Source organism: Mycobacterium dioxanotrophicus (assembly GCF_002157835.1).
GTDB classification, from domain to species: domain Bacteria; phylum Actinomycetota; class Actinomycetes; order Mycobacteriales; family Mycobacteriaceae; genus Mycobacterium; species Mycobacterium dioxanotrophicus.
Genome location: NZ_CP020809.1, coordinates 2,403,362 through 2,425,095 on the forward strand (window position 1 = coordinate 2,403,362; position 21,734 = coordinate 2,425,095).

The following is a 21,734-nucleotide window of genomic DNA, read 5'->3' on the forward strand; positions in this document are numbered from 1 at the left end:
CACGAAGAGTGGGCCGGCCCACGCCATACGCTGGGAACATGACTTCTCCCGGCGCGCCGGCCGTATCAGGCGTGCGCACCAGCGCTGTGTGGCCCGTACTCGTCGGCGTCGGGGTGCTGGCCGGACTCATCGCCGCCTGGATCGGGGCGCTCGCGCTGGCCGACGCGCTGACGGCGACCGGTCTGCCCAACCCCGGCCCCATCACCACCTACGGCCTGCCGTTCGTGCGGGCGGCCGGCGAGATCGCCGCGGTGGTCGCGGTCGGTGCGTTCCTGTTCGCGGCGTTCCTGGTGCCGCCGCAGGCCAACGGCGTACTCGACGTGTCCGGCTACCGCGCCCTGCGGCTGGGGTCGGCGGCGTCGGCGGTATGGACGGTGTGCGCCGCATTGCTGGTTCCGCTGACCGTGTCGGACGTGTCCGGTCAACCGCTGCTCGACCACCTCAGCCCGACCGATGTGTGGTCGGTGGCCAGCCTGATCGACACCGCAGGGGCGTGGCGGTGGACAGCGATCCTCGCCGCCGCGGTGACGATCGCCAGCCTGCCCGTGCTGCGCTGGGGCTGGACACCGGTATTGCTCGCCGGGTCGATGCTCACCTTGGTGCCGCTGGCGCTGACCGGTCACTCGTCGGCCGGTGGCGCGCACGACCTGGCCACCAACAGCCTGTTCATCCATCTCATGGCCGCCGCGCTGTGGGCGGGCGGGCTGCTGGCACTGCTGGTGCATGCGCTGCGCGGTCAGCTCGGCGAACACACCGCCCTGGCCGCGCGTCGGTTCTCGGCCATGGCGCTGTGGTGCTACGTCGCGATGGCGCTCAGCGGTGTGATCAACGCGCTGGTGCGCATTCAACCGGCTGATCTGGTGCGCACGCCATACGGTCTGCTGGTCGTCGCCAAGATGGTGGCCCTCGGTCTGCTCGGGGTACTCGGCTGGGCGCAGCGCCGCAGCGGGGTGGCCGCGCTGCAGGCCGACCCGCACGCCCGGCGCCCCCTGATCCGGCTGGCGCTGGGGGAGGCGGCACTGTTCGGGGCGACGTTCGGGATCGCCGTCGGGCTGGGCCGCACGCCGCCACCACCGGAGACCAGGGTTCCCAGCGCCACCGAGGTGGCCATCGGGTACGACTTCTCCGGACCGCCGACAGTCGCCCGCGTGCTGTTCGACTGGCGTTTCGACCTGATCTTCGGCACCGCAGCGATCATCGGCGCGGTCGTGTACCTGCTCGCGGTGCGCCGGCTGCGCAAGCGAGGAGACGCCTGGCCGGTGGGCCGGACCGCGGCGTGGCTGCTCGGCTGCGCGACGTTGCTGTTCACCACGTCATCGGGGCTCGGCAGGTACATGCCGGCGATGTTCAGCATGCACATGATCGCGCACATGCTGCTCTCGATGCTGGTGCCGATCCTGCTTGTGCTCGGGGCGCCGGTCACCCTGGCGTTGCGCGCGTTGCCTGCCGCGGGCCGCGGCGCCGCCCCGGGGCCACGCGAGTGGTTGCTCACGGCTCTGCATTCCCCGGTGTCGAAGGTCCTCACCCAACCGGTGGTGGCGACGGTCTTGTTCGTGGCCGGGTTCTACGGCCTGTACTTCGGCGGCATCTTCGACGCGGCGGTGAGTAATCACGCCGCACACCTGCTGATGAACGTGCACTTCCTGGTGTCGGGCTACCTGTTCTACTGGGTGGTGATCGGTGTGGACCCCACCCCGCGGCCCATCCCGCATCTGGCCAAGATGGGGATGGTGTTCGCGTCGCTGCCGCTGCACGCGTTCTTCGGTGTGGTGATGATGGGCATGCAGACGGTGCTCGGCGCAACCTTCTACCGGTCCCTGCAGCTGCCCTGGCACACCGACCTGATCGGCGATCAGCACCTTGGCGGTGGAATCGCTTGGGCGGCAGGGGAAGTCCCGCTTGTCATCGTGATGCTGGCGCTGCTGATCCAATGGCGGCGCAGCGATCAGCGCACCGCCAAGCGCCTCGACCGGGCCGCCGACCGCGACGACAACGCCGAGCTGGCCGCGTACAACGCGATGCTCGCCGAGATGGCCCGTCGCGACAAGCCCGCGGACTGACGAGTTATCCCCAACCTGGAGTTCATCCACAGCCTTCCCTTCCGGCTGCCCCCGTGGGCCGTCCCTTGTCGGTGCCGCGGCGGTCAATGGCGGTGTCAGGCATCGCGGCTTTGCGGCCCGGCGCCCACATCACCAGCGAAAGGGAATCAGCAATGTTCGAGACACCGTTCACCATCGTCGGCAACATCGTCACCAATCCGGTCCGGCTCCGGTTCGGAGATCAGGAACTGTTCAAGTTCCGGGTGGCGAGCAACTCGCGCCGCCGCAGCGCCGGCGGAACTTGGGAGCCCGGAAACTCGTTGTACGTGACGGTCAACTGCTGGGGAAACCTGGCCCGTGGGGTCAGCGCCTCGCTCGGCAAGGGTGACGCCGTGGTCGTCGTGGGGCACCTCTACACCAATGAGTACGAGGACAAAGAAGGTGTGCGACGGTCGTCGGTGGAGGTCCGCGCCACCGCCGTCGGGCCTGACCTGTCCCGGTGCAGCGCCAAGGTCGAGTTGCTGCCCAAGGCGGGCGGCGCCGGTGCGGCGCCCGACGCGGACCAGCCGGTGGCGCCGGACGGCGAACGTCCCGACACCGGTGACGACGACATCGATGAGTCGGAGGTAGCGGCGCTGGAGGCGGAGGCGCTGCCACTGTCGGCTTGACGTCGCTCGGTCACGCCTAGGATGGGCCGCGAGTGACAGGACTTGTGCTCTCCCCGCGCGGGCCTCGTCAGAAAGACTGGACAGCTTCAGAAAGGCACATCACGGCATGGCCGAATTCATCTACACGATGCGGAAGGTCCGCAAGGCGCACGGCGACAAGGTCATCCTCGACGACGTCACGCTGAATTTCCTTCCGGGCGCGAAGATCGGCGTCGTCGGTCCCAACGGGGCGGGCAAGTCGAGCGTCTTGCGGATCATGGCCGGGCTCGACCAGGCGAACAACGGTGACGCGATGTTGGCCCCCGGCGCCACGGTCGGCATTCTGATGCAGGAGCCGCAGCTCGACGAAACCAAGACCGTCCGCGAGAACGTCGAAGACGGCGTGGCGATCAAGGCCAAGCTCAACCGGTACAACGAGGTGGCCGAGCTCATGGCCACCGACTACACCGACGAGCTCATGGAAGAGATGGGCCACCTGCAGGAGGAGTTGGACGCGGCCGACGCCTGGGACATCGACTCCCAGCTCGAGCAGGCGATGGACGCGCTGCGCTGCCCGCCTGCCGACGAGCCCGTGACGCACCTCTCCGGTGGTGAGCGCCGTCGCGTCGCCCTGTGCAAGCTGCTGCTGTCCAAGCCGGACCTGCTGCTGCTCGACGAGCCCACCAACCACCTCGACGCCGAGAGCGTGCTGTGGTTGGAGCAGCACCTGGCGGCTTACAAGGGCGCCATCCTGGCCGTCACCCACGACCGGTACTTCCTGGACAACGTCGCCGAATGGATCCTCGAGCTCGACCGGGGCCGGGCCTACCCGTACGAGGGCAACTACTCGACCTACCTGGAGAAGAAGGCCGAGCGGCTCGAGGTCCAGGGCAAGAAGGACCAGAAGCTGCAGAAGCGGCTCAAGGACGAACTGGCGTGGGTCCGTTCGGGCGCCAAGGCGCGCCAGGCCAAGAACAAGGCCCGCCTCGGCCGGTACGAGGAGATGGTCGCCGAAGCGGAGAAGTCGCGGAAGCTCGACTTCGAGGAGATCCAGATCCCGACTCCGCCGCGGCTGGGCAATGTGGTCGTGGAGGTGGAGCACCTCGACAAGGGCTTCGACGGGCGCCAGCTGATCAAGGATCTGTCGTTCACCCTGCCGCGCAACGGCATTGTCGGCGTGATCGGGCCCAACGGCGTCGGCAAGACCACCCTGTTCAAGACCATCGTCGGCCTGGAGCAACCGGACAGTGGCACGGTCAGGGTCGGTGACACGGTCAAGCTGTCGTACGTCGACCAGAGCCGTGCGGGCATCGACCCGAAGAAGACGGTGTGGGAGGTCGTCTCCGACAAGCTCGACTACATCGAGGTCGGCCAGAACGAGATCCCGTCGCGGGCCTACGTGTCGGCGTTCGGCTTCAAGGGCCCGGATCAGCAAAAGCCGGCAGGGGTGCTCTCCGGTGGTGAACGCAACCGCCTGAACCTGGCACTGACCCTCAAAGAGGGCGGCAACCTGATCCTGCTCGACGAGCCGACCAACGACCTCGACGTGGAAACCCTGTCGTCGCTGGAGAATGCGCTGGAGAACTTCCCCGGCTGTGCGGTGGTCATCTCGCACGACCGGTGGTTCCTCGACCGCACCTGCACTCACATCCTCGCGTGGGAAGGTGATGACGACAACGACGCCAAGTGGTTCTGGTTCGAGGGCAACTTCGGCGCCTACGAGGAGAACAAGATCGACCGGCTCGGCGCCGAAGCGGCTCGCCCGCACCGGGTCACGCATCGCCGCCTCACCCGCGACTGACCAGTAGACGGGATAGTTCGCGAGGATCGAGCGCAGCAAGTCGGGGTACGACTAGTGTCGCTCCTACGCACCAGTGCCGGTGTGTGGGCGTGAGTCAGGAGTATTCGGTATGACGGCATGGCCGCAATCTCAGGGACACCAGACCAACAGCGTCCCAGGAGGTCCGGAGCCAACGCCCGACATCACCCAACGCCTTGCAGTAGCTCTGCTGTCCACCTATCGGGGGCCGCAGGCCGACGCGCCGGGCGCCATCACGACCGGGCCGATCGCCATCAGCGTGCCCGAACGGCTCGTGTCGGATGGCGCCGTGGCGGCCCACTACAAGTTGGGCGCCCGGCGCGCACCCGGTGAGACCAACGTCGCGGTCTACCCCGGCGACGCCGAGACCGGGCCCGCTCTGCAGATCGTCACCGATCAGGCACCGATGCTGGTCGATTCGGTGACGGTGCTGCTGCACCGTCTCGGCGTCGCCTACAGCGCCATCATGAACCCGGTGTTCCGCGTCCGTCGGGATGCCGACGGGCAGCTGCAGGACATCAGGCCGGTGGCCGACGCGGTGCCCGGAGACGGCGTCGACGAATGCTGGATCCTCATTCCCGTGACCGGCGCGGCGGACGGCGGCGCCCTCACCGAGGCCACGCGCCTGGTGCCGGGAATCCTGGCCGATGCCCGCCAGGTCGGCCTGGACACCGGTGCCATGGCCGCCGCGCTGCACGGTCTGGCCAACGACCTGGCCACCGACGTCGAGGGACATTTCCCCAACGCCGATCGTAAGGACGTGGCGGCGTTGCTGCGCTGGCTGGCCGACGGACACTTCGTGCTCCTGGGCTACCAGCAGTGTGCGGTGGGTGACGGCCAGGCCGTGGTCGACCCGGCGAGCCGGCTGGGTGTGCTGCGGCTGCGGCAGGATGTCCTGCCGCCGCTGACCAATCCCGACGATCTGCTGGTGCTGGCCCAGGCGACCATCCCGAGCTACCTGCGCTACGGCGCCTATCCGTACCTGGTGGTGGTCCGCGAAAGCGGCAGCCCTGCCGGTGCGATCGAACACCGCTTCGTGGGGCTGTTCACCATCGCGGCGATGAACGCCAATGTGCTTGAGATCCCGCTGGTCTCGCGGCGCGCCGAGGAAGCCTTGGCGATGGCCCACCGCGACCCCAGCCATCCGGGGCAGCTGCTGCGTGACATCATCCAGACCATTCCGCGGCCGGAGCTGTTCGCATTGAGCTCCAAAGAGCTCCTCGAAATGGCCATGGCCGTGGTCGATCTGGGCTCCCGGCGGCGCACCCTGCTGTTTCTGCGTGCCGATCAACTGGCCCATTTCGTCTCGTGCCTGGTGTACCTGCCGCGTGATCGCTACACCACCGCGGTACGCCTGGAGATGCAGGACATCCTGGTCCGCGAGCTCGGTGGCGTGAGCATCGACTACTCCGCGCGTGTCAGTGAATCCCCTTGGGCGGTAGTCCATTTCACCGTAAGACTGCCCGACGGTGAACGTGCGCACCGGGTCGACACCTCGATCGAGAACGAGTCGCGGATCCAGAATCTGCTGACCGAGGCCACCCGGAACTGGGGTGACCGGCTGATCGGTTCGGCCAAGGGCCTCAACCCTGCCGCTGTCGAGCACTACGCCACCGCCTTCCCGCAGGACTACAAGCAGGCGGTCACACCGGCCGACGCCATCACCGACATCGCGATCATCGAAGAGCTGCAGGACAATTCGGTCAAGCTGGTGTTCAGCGAAGGCGCCGACCGCATCGCCCAGCTGACCTGGTACCTCGGCGGGCATTCGGCGTCGTTGAGCGAGCTGCTGCCGATGCTGCAGTCCATGGGCGTCGTCGTGCTCGAGGAACGGCCGTACACCGTCACCCGCGCGGACGGTTTGCCGGTCTGGATCTACCAGTTCAAGGTCTCGCGGCAGCGCAACATGCCCGACGCGCCCGACGCCGAAGCCCAGGCCGCCACCGCTCAGCGCTTCGCCGACGCGGTGACCGCCATCTGGCAGGGCAATGCCGAGATCGACCGGTTCAACCAGCTGGTGCTGCGCGCCGGGCTGACCTGGCAGCAGGTGGTGATCCTGCGGGCGTACGCGAAATACCTGCGGCAGGCCGGCTTCCCCTACAGCCAGAACCACATCGAATCGGTGCTCAACGACAACCCGCACACCGCGCGATCACTCGTCGAGCTGTTCGAGGCCCTGTTCACTCCGCCCGGCACCGAACGCGACGCCGCGGCACCCCGCGACGCCCAAAGCGCGGCCGCGGCAGTGGCTGCCGACATCGATGCCCTGGTCAGCCTCGACACCGACCGGGTGCTTCGCGCGTTCGCCAGCCTGATCCAGGCCACGCTGCGCACCAACTACTATGTGCAGCGGCCGGATTCGGCGCGTCAGCGCGGCGTGGTGGCGATGAAGCTCAACCCCGGGCTGATCAACGAGTTGCCGTTGCCTCGGCCGAAATTCGAGATCTTCGTGTACTCGCCGCGCGTCGAGGGTGTGCATCTGCGGTTCGGGTTCGTGGCCCGCGGTGGGCTGCGTTGGTCGGATCGCCGGGAGGACTTCCGCACCGAGATCCTCGGTCTGGTCAAGGCGCAGGCGGTCAAGAACGCCGTCATCGTGCCGGTCGGGGCCAAAGGCGGCTTCGTCGTCAAGCATCCCCCGGAACCCACCGGCGACCCGGCGGTCGACCGCGACGCGACGCGGGCTGAAGGCGTGGCGTGCTACCAGCTCTTCATCTCCGGTCTGCTCGACGTCACCGACAACGTCGACAAGGCGACCGGTGCCGTCGTGACCCCGCCCGACGTCGTGCGCCGCGACGGTGAGGACGCCTACCTGGTGGTGGCTGCCGACAAGGGCACCGCGACGTTCTCCGACATCGCCAACGAGGTCGCCAAGTCGTACGGCTTCTGGCTGGGTGACGCGTTCGCGTCCGGCGGCTCCATCGGTTACGACCACAAGGCGATGGGCATCACTGCCAAGGGCGCCTGGGAATCGGTCAAGCGGCACTTCCGGGAGATGGGCGTCGACACCCAGACGCAAGACTTCACGGTGGTCGGTGTCGGGGACATGAGCGGCGACGTGTTCGGCAACGGAATGCTGCTGTCCCAACACATTCGGTTGGTCGCCGCGTTCGACCACCGGCACATCTTCCTCGACCCCAACCCCGATGCCGCGACGTCCTGGGCGGAGCGCAGCAGGATGTTCCAGCTGCCGCGGTCGAGCTGGGACGACTACGACAAGTCGCTGATCAGCGAGGGCGGCGGCGTGTACAGCCGCGATCAGAAGGCGATCCCGATCAGTGCGCAGGTGCGCGCCGCGCTGGGCATCGAGGGCGACGTCGACGAGCTGACCCCGCCGGCGTTGATGAAGGCCATCCTGAAGGCCCCGGTGGACCTGCTGTGGAACGGTGGCATCGGCACCTACGTCAAGGCTGAGACCGAAGCCGACGCCGACGTCGGCGACCGGGCCAATGACATGATCCGGGTCTGCGGAAACCAGGTGCGGGCCAAGGTGATCGGCGAGGGCGGCAACCTCGGCGTGACTTCGCTGGGCCGTATCGAGTTCGATCTGGCCGGTGGCCGGATCAACACCGACGCGCTGGACAACTCCGCCGGGGTGGACTGCTCGGACCACGAGGTCAACATCAAGATCCTGATCGACTCGCTGGTCACCGCGGGCCGGGTCAGCCCCCAGGAGCGCACCGGCCTGCTGTTGTCGATGACCGACGAGGTCGGCGAACTGGTGCTGACCGACAACCGCGACCAGAACGATCTGATGGGCACCAGCCGGGCCAACTCGGCGAGCATGCTCTCGGTGCACGCCCGCATGATCAAGGACTTCGTGGCCGATCGTGGGCTCAACCGTGAGCTGGAGGCACTGCCGTCGGAGAAGGAGATCCGGCGTCGCACGGAAGCCGGAATCGGCCTCACCTCACCGGAATTGGCCACGCTGATGGCACACGTCAAGCTGGCTCTCAAAGAGGACGTACTGGCCAGCGACCTGCCCGACCAGGAGGTGTTCGCCTCCCGGCTGCCGCGGTACTTCCCGGCCAGGTTGCGCGACGAGTTCCACAGCGAGATCCGATCGCATCAGCTGCGCCGCGAGATCATCACCACCATGCTGGTCAACGATCTGGTCGACACCAGCGGCATCAGCTACGCCTACCGCATCACCGAGGACGTCGGGGTCGGGCCGGTGGACGCGGCACGCAGCTACGTGGCCACCAACGCGATCTTCCGGATCGGCGATGTCTGGCGCCAGATCCGCGCGGCCGGTGAGCAGGGCGTCGCTGTCGCGGTGACCGACCGGATGACACTGGATCTGCGCCGGCTGGTCGACCGCGCGGGCAGATGGCTGCTGAACTACCGGCCCCAGCCTCTGGCCGTCGGCGCCGAGATCAACCGGTTCGCCGACAAGGTCGCCACGCTGACGCCGCGCATCGGGGAGTGGCTGCGCGGCGCCGACAAGGCCATCGTCAACCAGGAGGCCGGCGAGCTCGTCTCGCACGGAGTCTCCCCAGAGCTGGCCTATTTGGTGGCCACCGGGCTGTACCAGTACAGCCTGCTCGACGTGATCGACATCGCCGACATCATCGAGCGGGACCCGGTCGAGGTGGCCGATGCCTACTTCGCGTTGATGGATCACCTTGGCGCCGACGGGCTGCTCACGGCCGTGTCGATGCTGGGACGCGACGACCGGTGGCATTCGTTGGCGCGGTTGGCCATTCGCGATGACATCTACGGGTCGGTGCGGGCGTTGTGCTTCGATGTGATGGCGGTCGGCGAGCCGGACGAGACCGGTGAACAGAAGATCGCCGAGTGGGAGCTGACCAACAGCTCCCGGGTCGCCCGTGCCCGCCGCACACTGGCCGAGATCTATCAGGGAGAGCTGCAGGACCTGGCGACGCTGTCGGTGGCGGCCCGCCAGATCCGCAGCATGACGAGGACGAGTGGGACGGGAACAACCGGGTGACATCAGGCTTTACGACGCCGGTGCATGTGCGCTGGTCGGATATCGACATGTACCAGCACATCAATCACGCCACCATGGTGACCATTCTCGAAGAGGCACGGATCCCGTTCCTGCGTGAGCCGTTCGGCGCCGAGATCACCACCATCGGTCTGCTGATCGCCGAGGTCAACATCGTCTACAAGGGACAGCTGCGGTTGGTGGATTCGCCGCTGCAGGTCACGATGTGGTCCAAGCGGGTACGTGCGGTGGACTTCACCGTGGGTTATGAGGTGCGGCCCGTGCACGCCGACCCCGACTGCAAGCCGTCGGTCATCGCCGAGACACAGCTGGCTGCCGTCCATATCGAAGAGCAACGGCTGCAACGGCTTTCGCCTGACCAGCGGGCGTATCTGGAGCGCTATCTGCGATGACCGGTCCGGAACGCGGGCTATGGGTCGACGATGCGCACCAACGCGACGACCTCGTGACGTTCGTCGACCGGGCGCTGCGACTCGACGACGCGGCGGTGGTGCGGCTGCGCGTCAGGGGTGGTGACGGTGAGCAGGTAGTGGCCTGGGTCGCAACGGGATTCGATGTCCTGGCCAGCCGGGTGCTCTCCGCCCGGCTGCGCCCCGGTGATCTGTCCGCGGGCGCCGACGCGCTGCGTGCCGGGCTCTCGGTGTCGCACGGTGGCTACGTCGACACCGGGATGCCCATGGATTCGGCCTGGCGTGGGGGACTGCCGCCGGACACCGGTTTCGTGCACGTCGACGATGTTCCGGCACGGGTGATGCTCGATCTCGCGGAGCAGGGGACGACGCTGGCGAAGGAACATGGTGGTGCGCACGGTCCGCCGACGTCGCTGCTCGATCAGGAGGTGGTGGTGGTCAGCTCCGACGAGCTGACTGTCGGCATCCCGATGCGCTGCGTATTCGCTTTGACAGCAATGGGTTTCCTGCCGGCGTCGGGCGAGTCGGTCAGTGCCGGGGAAATGGTGCGGGTCCGCGCGCACGCCGCGTGGCTGCGGATCGATGCCCGGTTCGGCTCGGTGTACCGCAGGCGCGGCGCCCCCGCGTTGGTGCTGGGCTAGACCATCCCGCGAGCAGTCACGGCGGTACCGAAACCGCGGCGTGTCGCGGACTTTCATGTCTGCTCGCGGCAGGACTAGACCAGCCAGACCGCGGTGTCCGGGGGCACTGTGCCGTCGCCGAGCGGTCCACTGGCGAGCAGCACCTCACCGGCAGGCAGCGGTAGGGCAGTGGCGCCGGCGTTGAGCACACACACCAGCCCGCCGGGTCGGCGGAACGTCAGCCCGTCGAGCCAGTCGATGCCGTTGCCGCCGAATTCGCTTCGGCTGCCGCGCAATTGCACTGCCCGCCGATAGAACGTCAGCGTGGAATCGGGGTCGGGCTCTTGACGGTCGACCGTGAGCGTGGCCCAATCGGCCGGGATGGGCAGCCACGTATCGGGATTGCCGGAGAAGCCGAACGGCGGCTCGGAGCCCTGCCACGGCATCGGCACGCGGCAGCCGTCGCGTCCGCGTTCGGTGTGACCGGAGCGTTCCCACACGGGATCCTGCAACACCGCATCGGGCAGCTCGACGTTGGGCAGGCCGAGTTCCTCACCGTTGTAGATGAACACCGCACCCGGAAGGGCCAGCATCACCAGCGCCATGGCCCGGGCCCGGGCCAGCCCGCGGGCGCCGCCGCCGTAACGGGTGACCTCGCGCTCGACATCGTGGTTGGACAGCGTCCAGGTCGGCGTGGCACCGGCCAGTGCGGCCGCGGCCAACGCGTTGTCGATCGCGTCGCGGATCTCGTCGGCGTCGTAATCCGCTTGTACCAGGCGGAAATTGAAGCCCAGGTGAAGCTCGTCGGGGCGCAGGTACTTGGCGAACTGCTCGTTGCCTCGCACCCACACTTCTCCGACCGCCACCGCGTCGGGATAGTCGTCGAACACGGTCCGGATGAACCGGTGGATGTCGTGGACGCTGTCGTTGTCGAACCGCGGGTCGTCGTCACTGTTGCGCAGCACGGCGGTGTCGACGACCGACATGTCGGGCAGGCCCGGCGGTTTGGCCATGCCGTGCGCCACGTCGATGCGGAAGCCGTCGACCCCGCGGTCCAGCCAGAACCGCAGCGTCTTCTCCAGATCGTCGAACACCTCGGGGTTGTCCCAATTCAGATCGGGCTGCGCCGCGTCGAACAGGTGCAGGTACCACTGCCCGGGCGTGCCGTCGGGTTCGGTGACGCGGGTCCAGGCCGGGCCGCCGAATATCGAGATCCAGTTGTTGGGGGGCAGCGATCCGTCGGGGCCGCCGCCGTCGCGGAAGATGTAGCGGTCCCGGCGGGCCGGATTGGCCAGCGCCTCGACGAACCACGGATGCGCAGAGCTGGTGTGGTTGGGCACCAGATCCATCGTGATCCGGATACCGCGTGCGTGCGCCGCGTCCAGCAGCCGGTCGAGCGCCTCGAGGTCGCCGAAGAGGGGGTCCACATCGCGTGGGTCGGCGACGTCGTAGCCGTGGTCGGCCATCGGCGAGACCATCACGGGGTTGAGCCACAGCGCGTCGACGCCCAGGGAGCTCAGATAGTCCAGGCCCGCGGTCACCCCGTCGAGGTCGCCGACCCCGTCACCGTTGCTGTCGCGAAACGAGCGCGGGTAGACCTGGTAGAACACCGCGTGCTCCCACCACGTGGCCATCAGAACGCCGAGTTGACCATCGCGTCTGCGGCCATGTCCAGGTAATCCAGCAACGCCTTGCGATGTGGGTCGTCCAGCGTTGCCGAGTCGATCGACGCCACCGCGGTGTGCATGCACCGCAGCCACGCGTCGCGTTCCAGCAGGCCGATGCGGAAGGGTGCGTGCCGCATCCGCAGCCTCGGGTGTCCGCGCAGGTCGGAGTACGTCCTGGGGCCGCCCCAGTACTGCTCGAGGAACATCCGCAGCCGCTCCTCGGCCCCATTGATGTCGTCCTCGGGGTACAGCGGCAGCAGGATCTCGTCGTCGCGGACCAGTTGATAGAACCGCGACACGATGGCTTGGAAGGTGTCGTGGCCACCGACCTCGTCGTAGAAGGTTTGTTGAGCCTGCGTCACGCCCTCCATTGTGCAGACCAACCGCCGTGCACCGGCGGCGGGCCGACGACCTGGGTGTCCGTGACGCTCGAATGAGCCCAGGTCAGACGACCGGCACTTAGCTGGTCTAACGGCATTGTCATGCGCTGTTCACCAACCCGACCAGTGAACTCACTCAAATTTGTCGTGCTATTGCACCCGATCCGTGGTGGACTGTGTGCTCGGAGGCTCTATGGCGCACAGCAAAAAAGGCCACTCACGACGGACCGGTCACATATCCGGCCCTTCGGGGCCTCACGCGCCAAATCGGCCGCTGCACAGTGTCGAGACACTGGCCCCGGCCAGCCCCGACGCCTCGGTGTGGGGTCGCCGCAGGGTTCTGCTGCTCAACTCGACCTACGAACCGCTGACCGCGCTGCCGCTGCGCCGGGCGGTGATCATGCTGATGTGCGGCAAGGCCGACGTCGTGCACGACGACCCGGCCGGGCCGGTGATCCACTCCGCGACCCGCACCATCGTCGTGCCGTCGGTGATCCGGCTGCGGACGTTCGTGCGGGTGCCGTACCGCGCGCGCATTCCGATGACCCGGGCTGCGCTGATGCACCGCGACCGCTTCCGCTGTGCCTACTGCGGGGGCCGGGCGGACACCGTCGACCACGTGGTGCCCCGCAGCCGTGGCGGCGAGCACTCGTGGGAGAACTGTGTGGCTGCCTGTGCGGCATGCAATCACCGCAAGGCCGACAAGCTGTTGGCCGAGCTCGGCTGGTCGCTGCGCACGGTGCCGATGCCGCCGAAAGGCCAGCATTGGCGGCTGTTGTCGACCATCAAGGAGCTCGATCCGGCCTGGGTTCGCTACCTGGGCGAGGGCGCGGCGTAGCGGAGTGTTAACTGTCGGCGCGTCGGGTGCGCGCGGCTGATACGGTTTGGCCGTGAGCACAGCACTTACCCATTCCCTCCTCGGAGGGGTTCCGCTGTTGTTGTTCGTGATCCTGGCGCTGATCTTCCTGACCCGCAGGGGACCGCACCCGGCCACCTACAAGATGTCGGACTCGTGGACCCACGAGCCGATCCTGTGGGCAGCTGCCGAGCCTGCCGACCATGGGCACGGCGGCCACGATTCGCATGGAGTCACCATTGGAGGGGGCGCAAGTGGCAAGTGGTGAGGTCGCGACTGTCGCGACTACCTCGTCAACTGAACTCGACCTGCCGTACGGCTACGCCATCACGTCCAGCGGACGGATCTCCGGCGTCACCGAGCCCGGCGAGCTGTCGGTGCACTACCCGTTCCCGACGATGGATCTCGTGGTCCTCGACGACGCGCTGAAGTACGGATCGCGCGCCGCCAAGGCCCGCTTCGCGGTCTACATCGGTGGGCTCGGTGCCGACACCGCCGCCACGGCCCGCGAGATCCTGGCCAAGGTGCCGACCCCGAACAACGCGGTGCTGTTGGCGGTATCGCCCGACCAGCACGCGATCGAGGTCGTCTACGGAGCCGACGTGAAGGGCCGTGGCATCGAAGAGGCCGCCCCCTTGGGTGTCTCTGCGGCTGCCGCCTCGTTCAAGGAAGGCAACCTGATCGACGGGCTGATCAGCGCGGTGCGCGTGCTGTCCGCCGGCGTTGCCCCCGCCTGACCTGCACCGCGAGCGTGCGTGTCTGTTGCCCGACACGCCGCTGACGATCAGCATTACGCGCACACTCGTGCGTAGATCCCGGTATCGAGACCACGGTTTCGATACCGGGATTTCTGCTTTTCAGGTCAGCCCACACACCGCGAGCGTGCGGAGACTGCCGGCCAGTGACGGTGTGTCGGCCGGCAGACACGCACGCTCGCGGTGCAAAAGGTGCAAAGGACTCAGCTGACGTCGAAGGCGCGGGCGCGCAGTGAGCGCTCCACCCCGGCACGGCCTTCCAGAACCAGGCGGCGCAGCGCAGGCGGCACCTCGGGGTCGGACAGGAACGTGTCCGCCGCATCCAACCCGTTCTGGCTGATGTCCCACGACGGGTACAGGCCGATGACGACGGTCTGCGCGACCTCGCTCGTCCGGCGCTCCCACACTCCGGAGATCGCCGCGAAGTAGCGCGTGGTGAACGGCGTGAGCAACTCTTCCTGGCCCGGTTGCACGAATCCACCGACGATCGCGCGGGTGGTGATGTTGGCCAGGGCGTCGTCTTCGATGACCTCTTCCCACGCGGCCGTCTTCACGACGTCCTGTGGCCGGGCGGCCGACGCCGCGGCGGCGTGGCGCTTGCCGGCGGCAGTCGGGTCGTTCTGAGCCTCGGCGTCGATGAACGGCGTTTCGGGGCCGTCGGCGTCGAGATGCCCGGAGCGGGCCAGCGCGGTGACGATCCGCCACCGCAGATCGGTGTCGATCACCAGACCGGCCATGTTGACCGCGGCCGGTTCGTTGTCGAGCAGCGTCGAGAGGACGGCGACGTGATTGGGGGCCAGCACCGATGAGCACAGCGCGTTGACGAAGGCCAGCTGATGATCAGAACCCGGGGCGGAGTCCCGCGCCAGATCGAGCAGCGCATCGCCGAATGCCGGCCATCCGATTTCGTGGGCCCAGGTGGGGTCGGCGTAGGAACTGAGCGCGGTCTGGGCCTGCAGCAGCAGCCGCTGTGCCACGCCGACTTCGGATTCGGCGTGCAGCCCGCTCATCACCAGGGCCACGAAGTCGCGGGCCCGCAGCTCGGCCTCGCGGGTCATTTCCCACGCTGCCGACCAGGCCAGCGTCCGGGGCAGCGAATCGGCGATGTCGGCGATCCGGGACAGCACGGTCCGCAGGGACACCGGATCCAGCCGCAGCGAGCAGTAGGTCAGATCGTCGTCGTTGACCAGGATCAGCTGGCCGCGTGAAATCCCGATCAGCTCGGGCACTTCGGTGACCGGGCCGTCGACGTCGAGTTCCACGCGATGCACGCGCGTCAGCCTGCCGGAGCCACCGTCGTCGTAGATGCCGATGGCCAGGCGGTGCACTCGGGTCTCGCCTGCGCCCGGCGCAGCACCGGACTGGGTGACGGCGAAGCGGGTGAATGCGCCCGACTCGTCGACATCGAAATCGGCGCGCAGCGTGTTCAGCCCCGTTGTCCGCAGCCACTGCCGGCCCCAGCCGGACAGGTCCCGCCCCGACGACTTCTCCAGCGCGCCCAGCAGATCTCCGAAGGTGGCGTTGGCGAATGCGTGGTCGCGGAAGTAGTCCCGCAGACCGGCCAGGAAGTGTTCGAGCCCGACGTAGGCGACCAGCTGCTTGAGCACCGAAGCGCCCTTGGCGTAGGTGATGCCGTCGAAGTTGACCTCGACGGCCGCCAGGTCGGGGATGTCCGCGGCCACGGGATGGGTCGACGGCAGCTGGTCCTGCCGGTAGGCCCACGACTTCTCGACGTTGGCGAACGTCGTCCATGCCGCGGTGTATTCGGTGGCCTCGGCCTGGCACAGCACCGACGCGAACGTCGCGAAGGATTCGTTGAGCCACAGGTCATCCCACCACTGCATGGTGACCAGGTCACCGAACCACATGTGGGCCATCTCGTGCAGGACGGTCTCCGCGCGGCGTTCGTAGGAATACCGGGTGACCTTGGAGCGGAAGACGTAGTCCTCCAAGAAGGTCACCGCGCCGGCGTTCTCCATCGCGCCCGCGTTGAATTCCGGGACGAACAGCTGGTCGTACTTGCCGAACACGTACGGCGTGCCGAAGTTCTTGTGGTAGAAGCCGAATCCCTGCTTGGTCTCGGTGAACAGCCGCTCGGCATCCATGAACTGCGACAGCGACTTGCGGCAGAACAAGCCCAGCGGGATCGTGCCGTGGTCGTCGGAGTACTCGTCACGCCACACCGCGTAGGGCCCGGCGATGAGCGCCGCGAGATAGGTGCTCATCTTCGGCGTGGTGGCGAAGACGTGAACCGTTGCGCCGCCGGAGGTTTCGGCGGAAACCGGTGCTCCGTTGGAGATCACCTCCCAGTGCGACGGCGCGGTGACCTGGATGTCGAAGGTCGCCTTGAGATCCGGCTGATCGAAGCACGCGAACATCCGCTTGGCGTCGGCGGTTTCGAACTGGGAGTACAGGTACACCTCGTCGTCGACCGGGTCGACGAAGCGGTGCAGCCCTTCACCGGTATTGGAGTACAGGCAGTCCGCGTCGACGACGAGCACGTTGTGTGCGGCCAGGCCCGGCAGGGCGATGCCGGTGGATTCGTCGTAGGTGGACGTGTCGAGCGGGACGCCGTTGAGGGTCGCGCTGCGGATCGCCTCGGCGGCGATGTCGATGTAGGTGTCGGCGCCGGCAAGCGCATCGAACTCCACCGTCGTGGTGGACCGGAAGGTGCGGTCGCCGGGCCGGCCCTCACCGTCGGTGAGGTCGAGCTCGATGCGGTAGTTGCCGACGGTGACCAGGGCGGCGCGCTCGACGGCCTGGTCGCGGGTGAGATTCGGAAGAGCCACGCGTCCAACCTAACGGCTGGCCGCGTGAGAGTCCCGGGCTACTGCCCGAAGCCGGGGAAGCCGGCGATCCCGCTCAGTGCGTTCAGGCCGCCCAGGTTGTTCAGGATGGAGCCGTCAGTGATCGACGACATCATCTGCGGGCAGTACATCTGGATGGCAATGCCGGTGAAGAACGACGCCATCTCGGGGGACATGCCGTTGTTGCCCCGCATCTGGGACGCCACCGACGCGAAGTTCTTTCCGGGTTCGACGAGCATCGGGCACACCTGCTGCCCGAGCTGAACGGTCGAACCCGGGTCGTTGTAGCCGATACCGGCGTTGGACAGGGCGTTCAGGAACGAGTCGTTCGTGTCGGCCTGGGCGGGCACGGCCAGCGCAAGGCCGGCAGCGGCGACGACGCCCATGGTCGTCAGGAGGGCACGTGCGGCCATAATTCAGCTCCTCAGCTGTCACGTAGGACACTTGCAGCGCCCCACTCACTTGGGAAACAGTGGTTCACCAGGGTCACAGGAACAACACGGTTCGATAAAAATCTGCACACTATGCGTTTCCTGTGCCACTTCCGTGACGTCGACATGCTTATCGGAACACGCGGTGAGATGGTTACCACCGACTCGGGGAACACTCTATGTGGGCGCGCAGTTGTGCTGAACGGGGCTGTGGCCCAGACCATCGAGAGGACGCATTGATGACTCAGAAAGACGTTGCAGGATTCTGGTTCGACCCGCTGTGCCCATGGTGCTGGATCACCTCGCGCTGGATCCTGGAGGTACAGAAGGTCCGCGACATCGACGTGCAGTTCCATGTGATGAGCCTGGCGGTGCTCAACGAAGGCCGCGACCTTCCCGAGAACTACGTCGAGCTCATGAAGAAGGCCTGGGGCCCGGTGCGGGTCGCCATCGCCGCCGAGCAGCTCAAGGGCCAGGAGATCCTCGCCCCGCTCTACACCGCGATGGGAACCCGGATCCATAACCAGGACAACAAGGACTTCGACGCCGTCATCAAGGAGTCGCTCGAAGAGGTGGGGCTGCCCGCCGAACTGGCCGAGGCGGCCACCACCGACAAGTACGACGAGGCGCTGCGCAAGAGCCATCACGAGGGCATGGACGCCGTTGGTGACGACGTCGGCACCCCGACCATCCACGTCAACGGCGTGGCGTTCTTCGGCCCGGTGCTCTCGAAGATCCCGCGTGGCGAAGAAGCAGGCAAGCTTTGGGACGCCTCGGTGACGTTCGCGTCGTATCCGCATTTCTGGGAACTCAAGCGCAGCCGCACCGAGGCGCCGCAATTCGACTGAGCGGTACTGCCCGCCGAATATTCTCATTCCGCTTGCGTTACACCACGGTTCACGCCACGGTGTAACGCATGACAGCGGCTGAGCCCAGTACCGACGGTTCTTATCGGGATCGCATCGCGGCCATCGAACCCGGGGGCAACGAGTTCATCGCCGAGGCCGACCGACACGGAAAGCCCAGCCAGCTGTTTTGGACCTGGACGTCGCCGAACCTGGAATTCGCCACCATCTTCCTCGGCGTGCTCGCAGTCTCCGTCTATGGCATGACCTTCTGGCAGACGCTGGCGGGCATGGCCGTCGGGACCGGGCTCGGAGCGCTCGCGCACTACTTCCTGTCCAAACGCGGACCGCGCCACGGTGTGCCGCAGATGGTGTTGGGCCGGCTGGCCTTCGGGTTCCGGGGCAATGCGGTGCCGTCGCTGCTGATGACGGTGACCGCGGGCATCGGCTGGTTCGCGACCAACAGCGTCAGCGGCGCGTTCGCGTTGTCGACTCTGGTCGGGGTGGCGCCGGTGCTGGCCCTGGTGTTCGTCGTCGTGGTGCAGACGGCGCTCGCGGTGTTCGGACACAACCTCGTACAGGCCTTCGAGCGGTGGGCCTTCCCGGTGCTGGCGGTGATCTTCGCGGTCACTTCGGTGGTGATCTTGAGCAAGGCCGACTTCGGCGCCCCGGCGGTGGCCGGCGGGGTGGGCGGGACCGGTGGCTTTCTGCTGACCGTCGGCACCGCGTTCGGATATGTCGCCGGCTGGGCTCCCTACGCAGCCGATTACACCCGCTACCTGCCCAAGTCGGACGCCACCGCACGGACAGGATTCTTCGCAGCCGCGGGGCTGTTCGTGTCCTGCCTGGTGCTGCAGGTCGTCGGTGCGGCGTCGGTGACGATCGGGCCGGCCGTCTCCGACAACCCGACAGCGGCCTTCACCGCCGAGCTGGCACCGTTGCTGGCCAACCTCACGCTGCTGGCCATCGCGATCGGCGCCATCGCCGCCAATGCCATCAACATCTATTCGGGCGCAATGGCTTTCGTGACCATCGGGGTCAAGCTGCCGCATCACGTCGCGCGAGCGGCGGCGACGGTGTTCTTCGGGGTGGTCGGATTCCTCATCGCATGGTGGGCGTTGGCCGACGCGGCCGCGAGCTACGAGGCGTTCCTGCTGATCATCGCTTACTGGATCGGGCCGTGGCTCGGCGTGGTGTTCGCCGACCAGTATCTGCGGGGCGACCAGCCGGTGGCGCACTTCCTCTACGACCGGACCTACAGTAACTGGCCGGGCCTGTTGTCGTTCCTGATCGGATTGGTGGTGTCGGTGGCGCTGTTCTGCAATCAGACGAACTTCGTCGGCTACGTGGCCCGGGCGGTGCCCCAACTCGGTGACATCACTTTCTTCGTCGGATTCCTCATCGCGGGCGGCTGCTACCTCGTGTTGTGCCGGTCCAAGCTCGCAACAGAAAGGGTGGCGGCATGACCCCCGAACAGATGCTCGACGTCGCGGTCGAGCAGGCGCGTAAAGGCTTGGCCGAGGGCGGTATACCGATCGGGGCGGCCCTGTTCCGGGACACCGGCGAGCTGCTGGGCGCCGGACACAACCGGCGGGTGCAGAACGACGATCCGTCGATTCACGCCGAAACCGACGCCTTCCGCGCCGCGGGCCGTCAGCGCGGCTACCGCTCGACGATCATGGTCACCACGCTCTCGCCGTGCTGGTACTGCAGCGGGCTGGTGCGGCAGTTCAACATCGGTGCCGTGGTGATCGGGGAGGCTCGTACCTTCTCGGGTGGCCACGATTGGCTGTCTGAACATGGGGTTGCCGTTACGCTGCTGGATGACAAGCGCTGTGTGGCGATGATGGAGGACTTCATCGCCGACCGGCCGGAGCTGTGGGCGGAGGATATCGGCGAATGAGCGCCATTGCGACAGTGGATATTTCGCGGTGGTACCGCGGTGGGGCCGACGCCGACGCGGTGGCCGCCGAGGTCGACGAGGGCCTGCAGCGGGCCGGCTTCATCGTCATCACCGGCCACGGCGTCGATCCCGATCTGGCGGCGCGGGTGCGTGCGGCCAGCCGCGAGTTCTTCGCTCTGCCAGATGAGGTCAAGCAGCGCTATTCGGTACCGGTCGGCGGCCACGGCTGGATCGGCCCCGGCGCCGAAGCCAACGGCTACGCCGAGGGCACCGAGACCCCGCCGGACCTCAAGGAGAGCTACAGCCTGGGTGCCGAGACGGCAACCGGCGACCCGGAGGTGGACCGGATCTGGTTCGCGCCCAACGTCTGGCCGGCCGAGGTGCCGGCACTGCAGCCGCTGGTCAGTGAATACACCGCGGCGATGCGCAAGCTGTCCGACGATCTGCTCGCGCTGTTCGCCCACGCACTCGGACTGCCGGCGAATCCCTTTGCGACGCTGGCCGACCGACCGACCTGGACCATGAACATCAACCACTACCCGCCGGTGAGCGTGGTGGGCGAGCCGGAGCCGGGTCAGTTCCGCATCGGCCCGCACACCGATTTCGGCACCGTCACCGTGCTGGACCGCGAGCCGGGAGCAGGTGGGCTGCAGGTGTATTCGGAGGCAGAAGGCTGGGAGGACGCGCCGTGGGAACCCGGTGCGCTGACGGTCAACATCGGGGATCTGCTGGAGTACTGGAGTGGCAAGCGCTGGCCGTCCGGCCGCCACCGGGTGCTGCCACCGCAACCGCACGCCCCCGAAGAGGATCTGGTGTCGCTGATCTACTTCTACGAGGCCAACCATGACGCGCTGGTGACGCCGCTGGATCCGCCGATCGGGCGGGTCGCTGGGCTGACTCCCGTCACATCGTCGGACTTCATCAAGGAGCGCCTCGACGCCATCACGGTCGGCTGAGCGACGGCCTGGGCGCCGGACCGTCGCGACTGAGGGTGAAGAGCGCGGTGGTCAACGGCTTTCGGGCGGTGCGGTATTCGGCTTCGATGACCTCGACCATGCCTGCGCAGGCCTCAGCGCCGAACACGAACAGCAGGTCCCGGTGCGGCACGGCGGCGACGATGTCGTCGCCGACGAGCCGAGCCATGCGCTCGTGAAGCCCTGAGGCCACCAGTGTGGTTGCGGCCAGCCAGCTTCCGCTCATCACCACCGTCGGTGCCCCGGCGGGTCCGCGCTCGAAGAACTCCATCGCGATCCGTCCGGCCGACAGGGCCTGGGACAACGCCCGGTCCGCGTGGGCATATGCCGTCGGCAGATCGATCCGGGCGGCCGCGAGCTGCGCGGCGCCCACCGCGGCCAGGATCTGGGCATCGGGGGGACCGGTCGGCGTGACCAGCGCCAGCGACAGACCGTGGCCGACTCGACGCTGTGCCTGCGCGCCGCTCGACGGCGCGTCGGGATAGTCGTCGGGAACCAGGTACGGGTAGATCTGGTCGACGTCGATCTGCATGCCGCCATCTTGCGCCATCGGCAAACGGGCACGCCGCACTCGTTAGGGTTACCGGCATGTGTGTCAACCTCGGTCCCGAGCCG

18 protein-coding genes are annotated in these 21,734 nt (G+C 67.4%); 13 read left to right on the forward strand and 5 right to left on the reverse strand.

From position 1 onward, the window contains the following. Nucleotides 1–38 precede the first annotated feature (38 nt). The 6 genes from BTO20_RS11680 (at nucleotide 39) to BTO20_RS11705 (ending at nucleotide 10,522) form a co-directional block, all read left to right on the forward strand. The gene (locus BTO20_RS11680) at nucleotides 39–2,060 is read left to right on the forward strand and encodes a cytochrome c oxidase assembly protein (RefSeq protein ID WP_087076000.1); all 2,022 of its coding nucleotides are present in this window, start codon (nucleotides 39–41) and stop codon (nucleotides 2,058–2,060) included. Between the two features lie 152 nt (nucleotides 2,061–2,212). Next, nucleotides 2,213–2,707, forward strand: coding sequence for a single-stranded DNA-binding protein (locus BTO20_RS11685; RefSeq protein WP_198344349.1), 495 nt, complete (start codon nucleotides 2,213–2,215; stop codon nucleotides 2,705–2,707). Nucleotides 2,708–2,813: 106 nt separating this feature from the next. Beyond that, nucleotides 2,814–4,487 carry an energy-dependent translational throttle protein EttA gene (ettA, locus tag BTO20_RS11690; protein WP_087076005.1) on the forward strand — a complete coding sequence of 558 codons (1,674 nt, stop codon included), beginning with the start codon at nucleotides 2,814–2,816 and terminating at the stop codon, nucleotides 4,485–4,487. A 181-nt stretch (nucleotides 4,488–4,668) separates the two neighbouring features. Continuing rightward, on the forward strand, nucleotides 4,669–9,453 hold the full coding sequence (locus BTO20_RS11695) for an NAD-glutamate dehydrogenase (protein ID WP_087081975.1): 4,785 nt from the start codon (nucleotides 4,669–4,671) through the stop codon (nucleotides 9,451–9,453). After that, a complete protein-coding gene (locus BTO20_RS11700; RefSeq protein WP_157680201.1) occupies nucleotides 9,450–9,863 on the forward strand; it encodes an acyl-CoA thioesterase in 414 nt (137 codons plus the stop codon). Before BTO20_RS11695 ends, BTO20_RS11700 begins: the two co-directional genes overlap by 4 nt. Continuing rightward, on the forward strand, nucleotides 9,860–10,522 hold the full coding sequence (locus tag BTO20_RS11705; protein WP_087076009.1) for a hypothetical protein: 663 nt from the start codon (nucleotides 9,860–9,862) through the stop codon (nucleotides 10,520–10,522). Before BTO20_RS11700 ends, BTO20_RS11705 begins: the two co-directional genes overlap by 4 nt. Nucleotides 10,523–10,596: 74 nt before the next feature. On the opposite strand, the gene BTO20_RS11710 is transcribed toward BTO20_RS11705, so the two are convergent. Then, a complete protein-coding gene (locus tag BTO20_RS11710) occupies nucleotides 10,597–12,135 on the reverse strand; it encodes a glycoside hydrolase family 13 protein (protein WP_087076011.1) in 1,539 nt (512 codons plus the stop codon). Continuing rightward, the gene (locus BTO20_RS11715; RefSeq protein WP_198344350.1) at nucleotides 12,135–12,539 is read right to left on the reverse strand and encodes a globin; all 405 of its coding nucleotides are present in this window, start codon (nucleotides 12,537–12,539) and stop codon (nucleotides 12,135–12,137) included. Before BTO20_RS11715 ends, BTO20_RS11710 begins: the two co-directional genes overlap by 1 nt. 202 nt (nucleotides 12,540–12,741) lie before the next feature. Between BTO20_RS11715 and BTO20_RS11720 the strand changes: the two genes are divergently transcribed. From BTO20_RS11720 to BTO20_RS11730, 3 genes are read left to right on the forward strand one after another with little or no spacing between them, the layout of a single operon-like run. Beyond that, on the forward strand, nucleotides 12,742–13,386 hold the full coding sequence (locus BTO20_RS11720; protein WP_083159399.1) for an HNH endonuclease: 645 nt from the start codon (nucleotides 12,742–12,744) through the stop codon (nucleotides 13,384–13,386). 52 nt (nucleotides 13,387–13,438) lie between these two features. Next, the gene (gene ctaJ, locus BTO20_RS11725; protein ID WP_029372926.1) at nucleotides 13,439–13,672 is read left to right on the forward strand and encodes an aa3-type cytochrome oxidase subunit CtaJ; all 234 of its coding nucleotides are present in this window, start codon (nucleotides 13,439–13,441) and stop codon (nucleotides 13,670–13,672) included. Then, a complete protein-coding gene (locus BTO20_RS11730; protein ID WP_083159401.1) occupies nucleotides 13,659–14,141 on the forward strand; it encodes a DUF5130 domain-containing protein in 483 nt (160 codons plus the stop codon). The genes ctaJ and BTO20_RS11730 overlap by 14 nt, the downstream gene beginning before the upstream one ends. A 221-nt stretch (nucleotides 14,142–14,362) precedes the next feature. Here the strand turns inward: BTO20_RS11730 and pepN are convergent, their stop codons facing one another. Together pepN and BTO20_RS11740 are read right to left on the reverse strand one after the other, a co-directional pair. Continuing rightward, nucleotides 14,363–16,948 carry an aminopeptidase N gene (gene pepN, locus BTO20_RS11735; RefSeq protein ID WP_087076013.1) on the reverse strand — a complete coding sequence of 862 codons (2,586 nt, stop codon included), beginning with the start codon at nucleotides 16,946–16,948 and terminating at the stop codon, nucleotides 14,363–14,365. 38 nt (nucleotides 16,949–16,986) lie between these two features. Further along, nucleotides 16,987–17,379 (reverse strand): DUF732 domain-containing protein, encoded by a 393-nt coding sequence (locus tag BTO20_RS11740; RefSeq protein WP_087076015.1) that lies wholly within the window; start codon nucleotides 17,377–17,379, stop codon nucleotides 16,987–16,989. Between the two features lie 257 nt (nucleotides 17,380–17,636). On the opposite strand from BTO20_RS11740, the gene BTO20_RS11745 reads away from it, so the two are divergent. The 4 genes from BTO20_RS11745 (at nucleotide 17,637) to BTO20_RS11760 (ending at nucleotide 21,101) form a co-directional block, all read left to right on the forward strand. Continuing rightward, entirely contained in the window at nucleotides 17,637–18,245 is a 609-nt protein-coding gene (locus BTO20_RS11745; protein ID WP_029372930.1) for a mycothiol-dependent nitroreductase Rv2466c family protein, read from the forward strand. 68 nt (nucleotides 18,246–18,313) lie between these two features. Then, complete coding sequence (locus BTO20_RS11750) at nucleotides 18,314–19,708, forward strand: purine-cytosine permease family protein (RefSeq protein ID WP_087076017.1); 1,395 nt, start codon at nucleotides 18,314–18,316, stop codon at nucleotides 19,706–19,708. Beyond that, nucleotides 19,705–20,145: a nucleoside deaminase gene (locus tag BTO20_RS11755; protein WP_083159408.1), complete on the forward strand. Its 441-nt coding sequence runs from the start codon at nucleotides 19,705–19,707 to the stop codon at nucleotides 20,143–20,145. The genes BTO20_RS11750 and BTO20_RS11755 overlap by 4 nt, the downstream gene beginning before the upstream one ends. Then, nucleotides 20,142–21,101: an isopenicillin N synthase family dioxygenase gene (locus tag BTO20_RS11760; protein WP_087076019.1), complete on the forward strand. Its 960-nt coding sequence runs from the start codon at nucleotides 20,142–20,144 to the stop codon at nucleotides 21,099–21,101. Before BTO20_RS11755 ends, BTO20_RS11760 begins: the two co-directional genes overlap by 4 nt. Here the strand turns inward: BTO20_RS11760 and BTO20_RS11765 are convergent. After that, on the reverse strand, nucleotides 21,088–21,651 hold the full coding sequence (locus BTO20_RS11765; RefSeq protein ID WP_157680202.1) for a hypothetical protein: 564 nt from the start codon (nucleotides 21,649–21,651) through the stop codon (nucleotides 21,088–21,090). The genes BTO20_RS11760 and BTO20_RS11765 overlap by 14 nt on opposite strands. Between the last annotated feature and the right edge of the window lie 83 nt (nucleotides 21,652–21,734).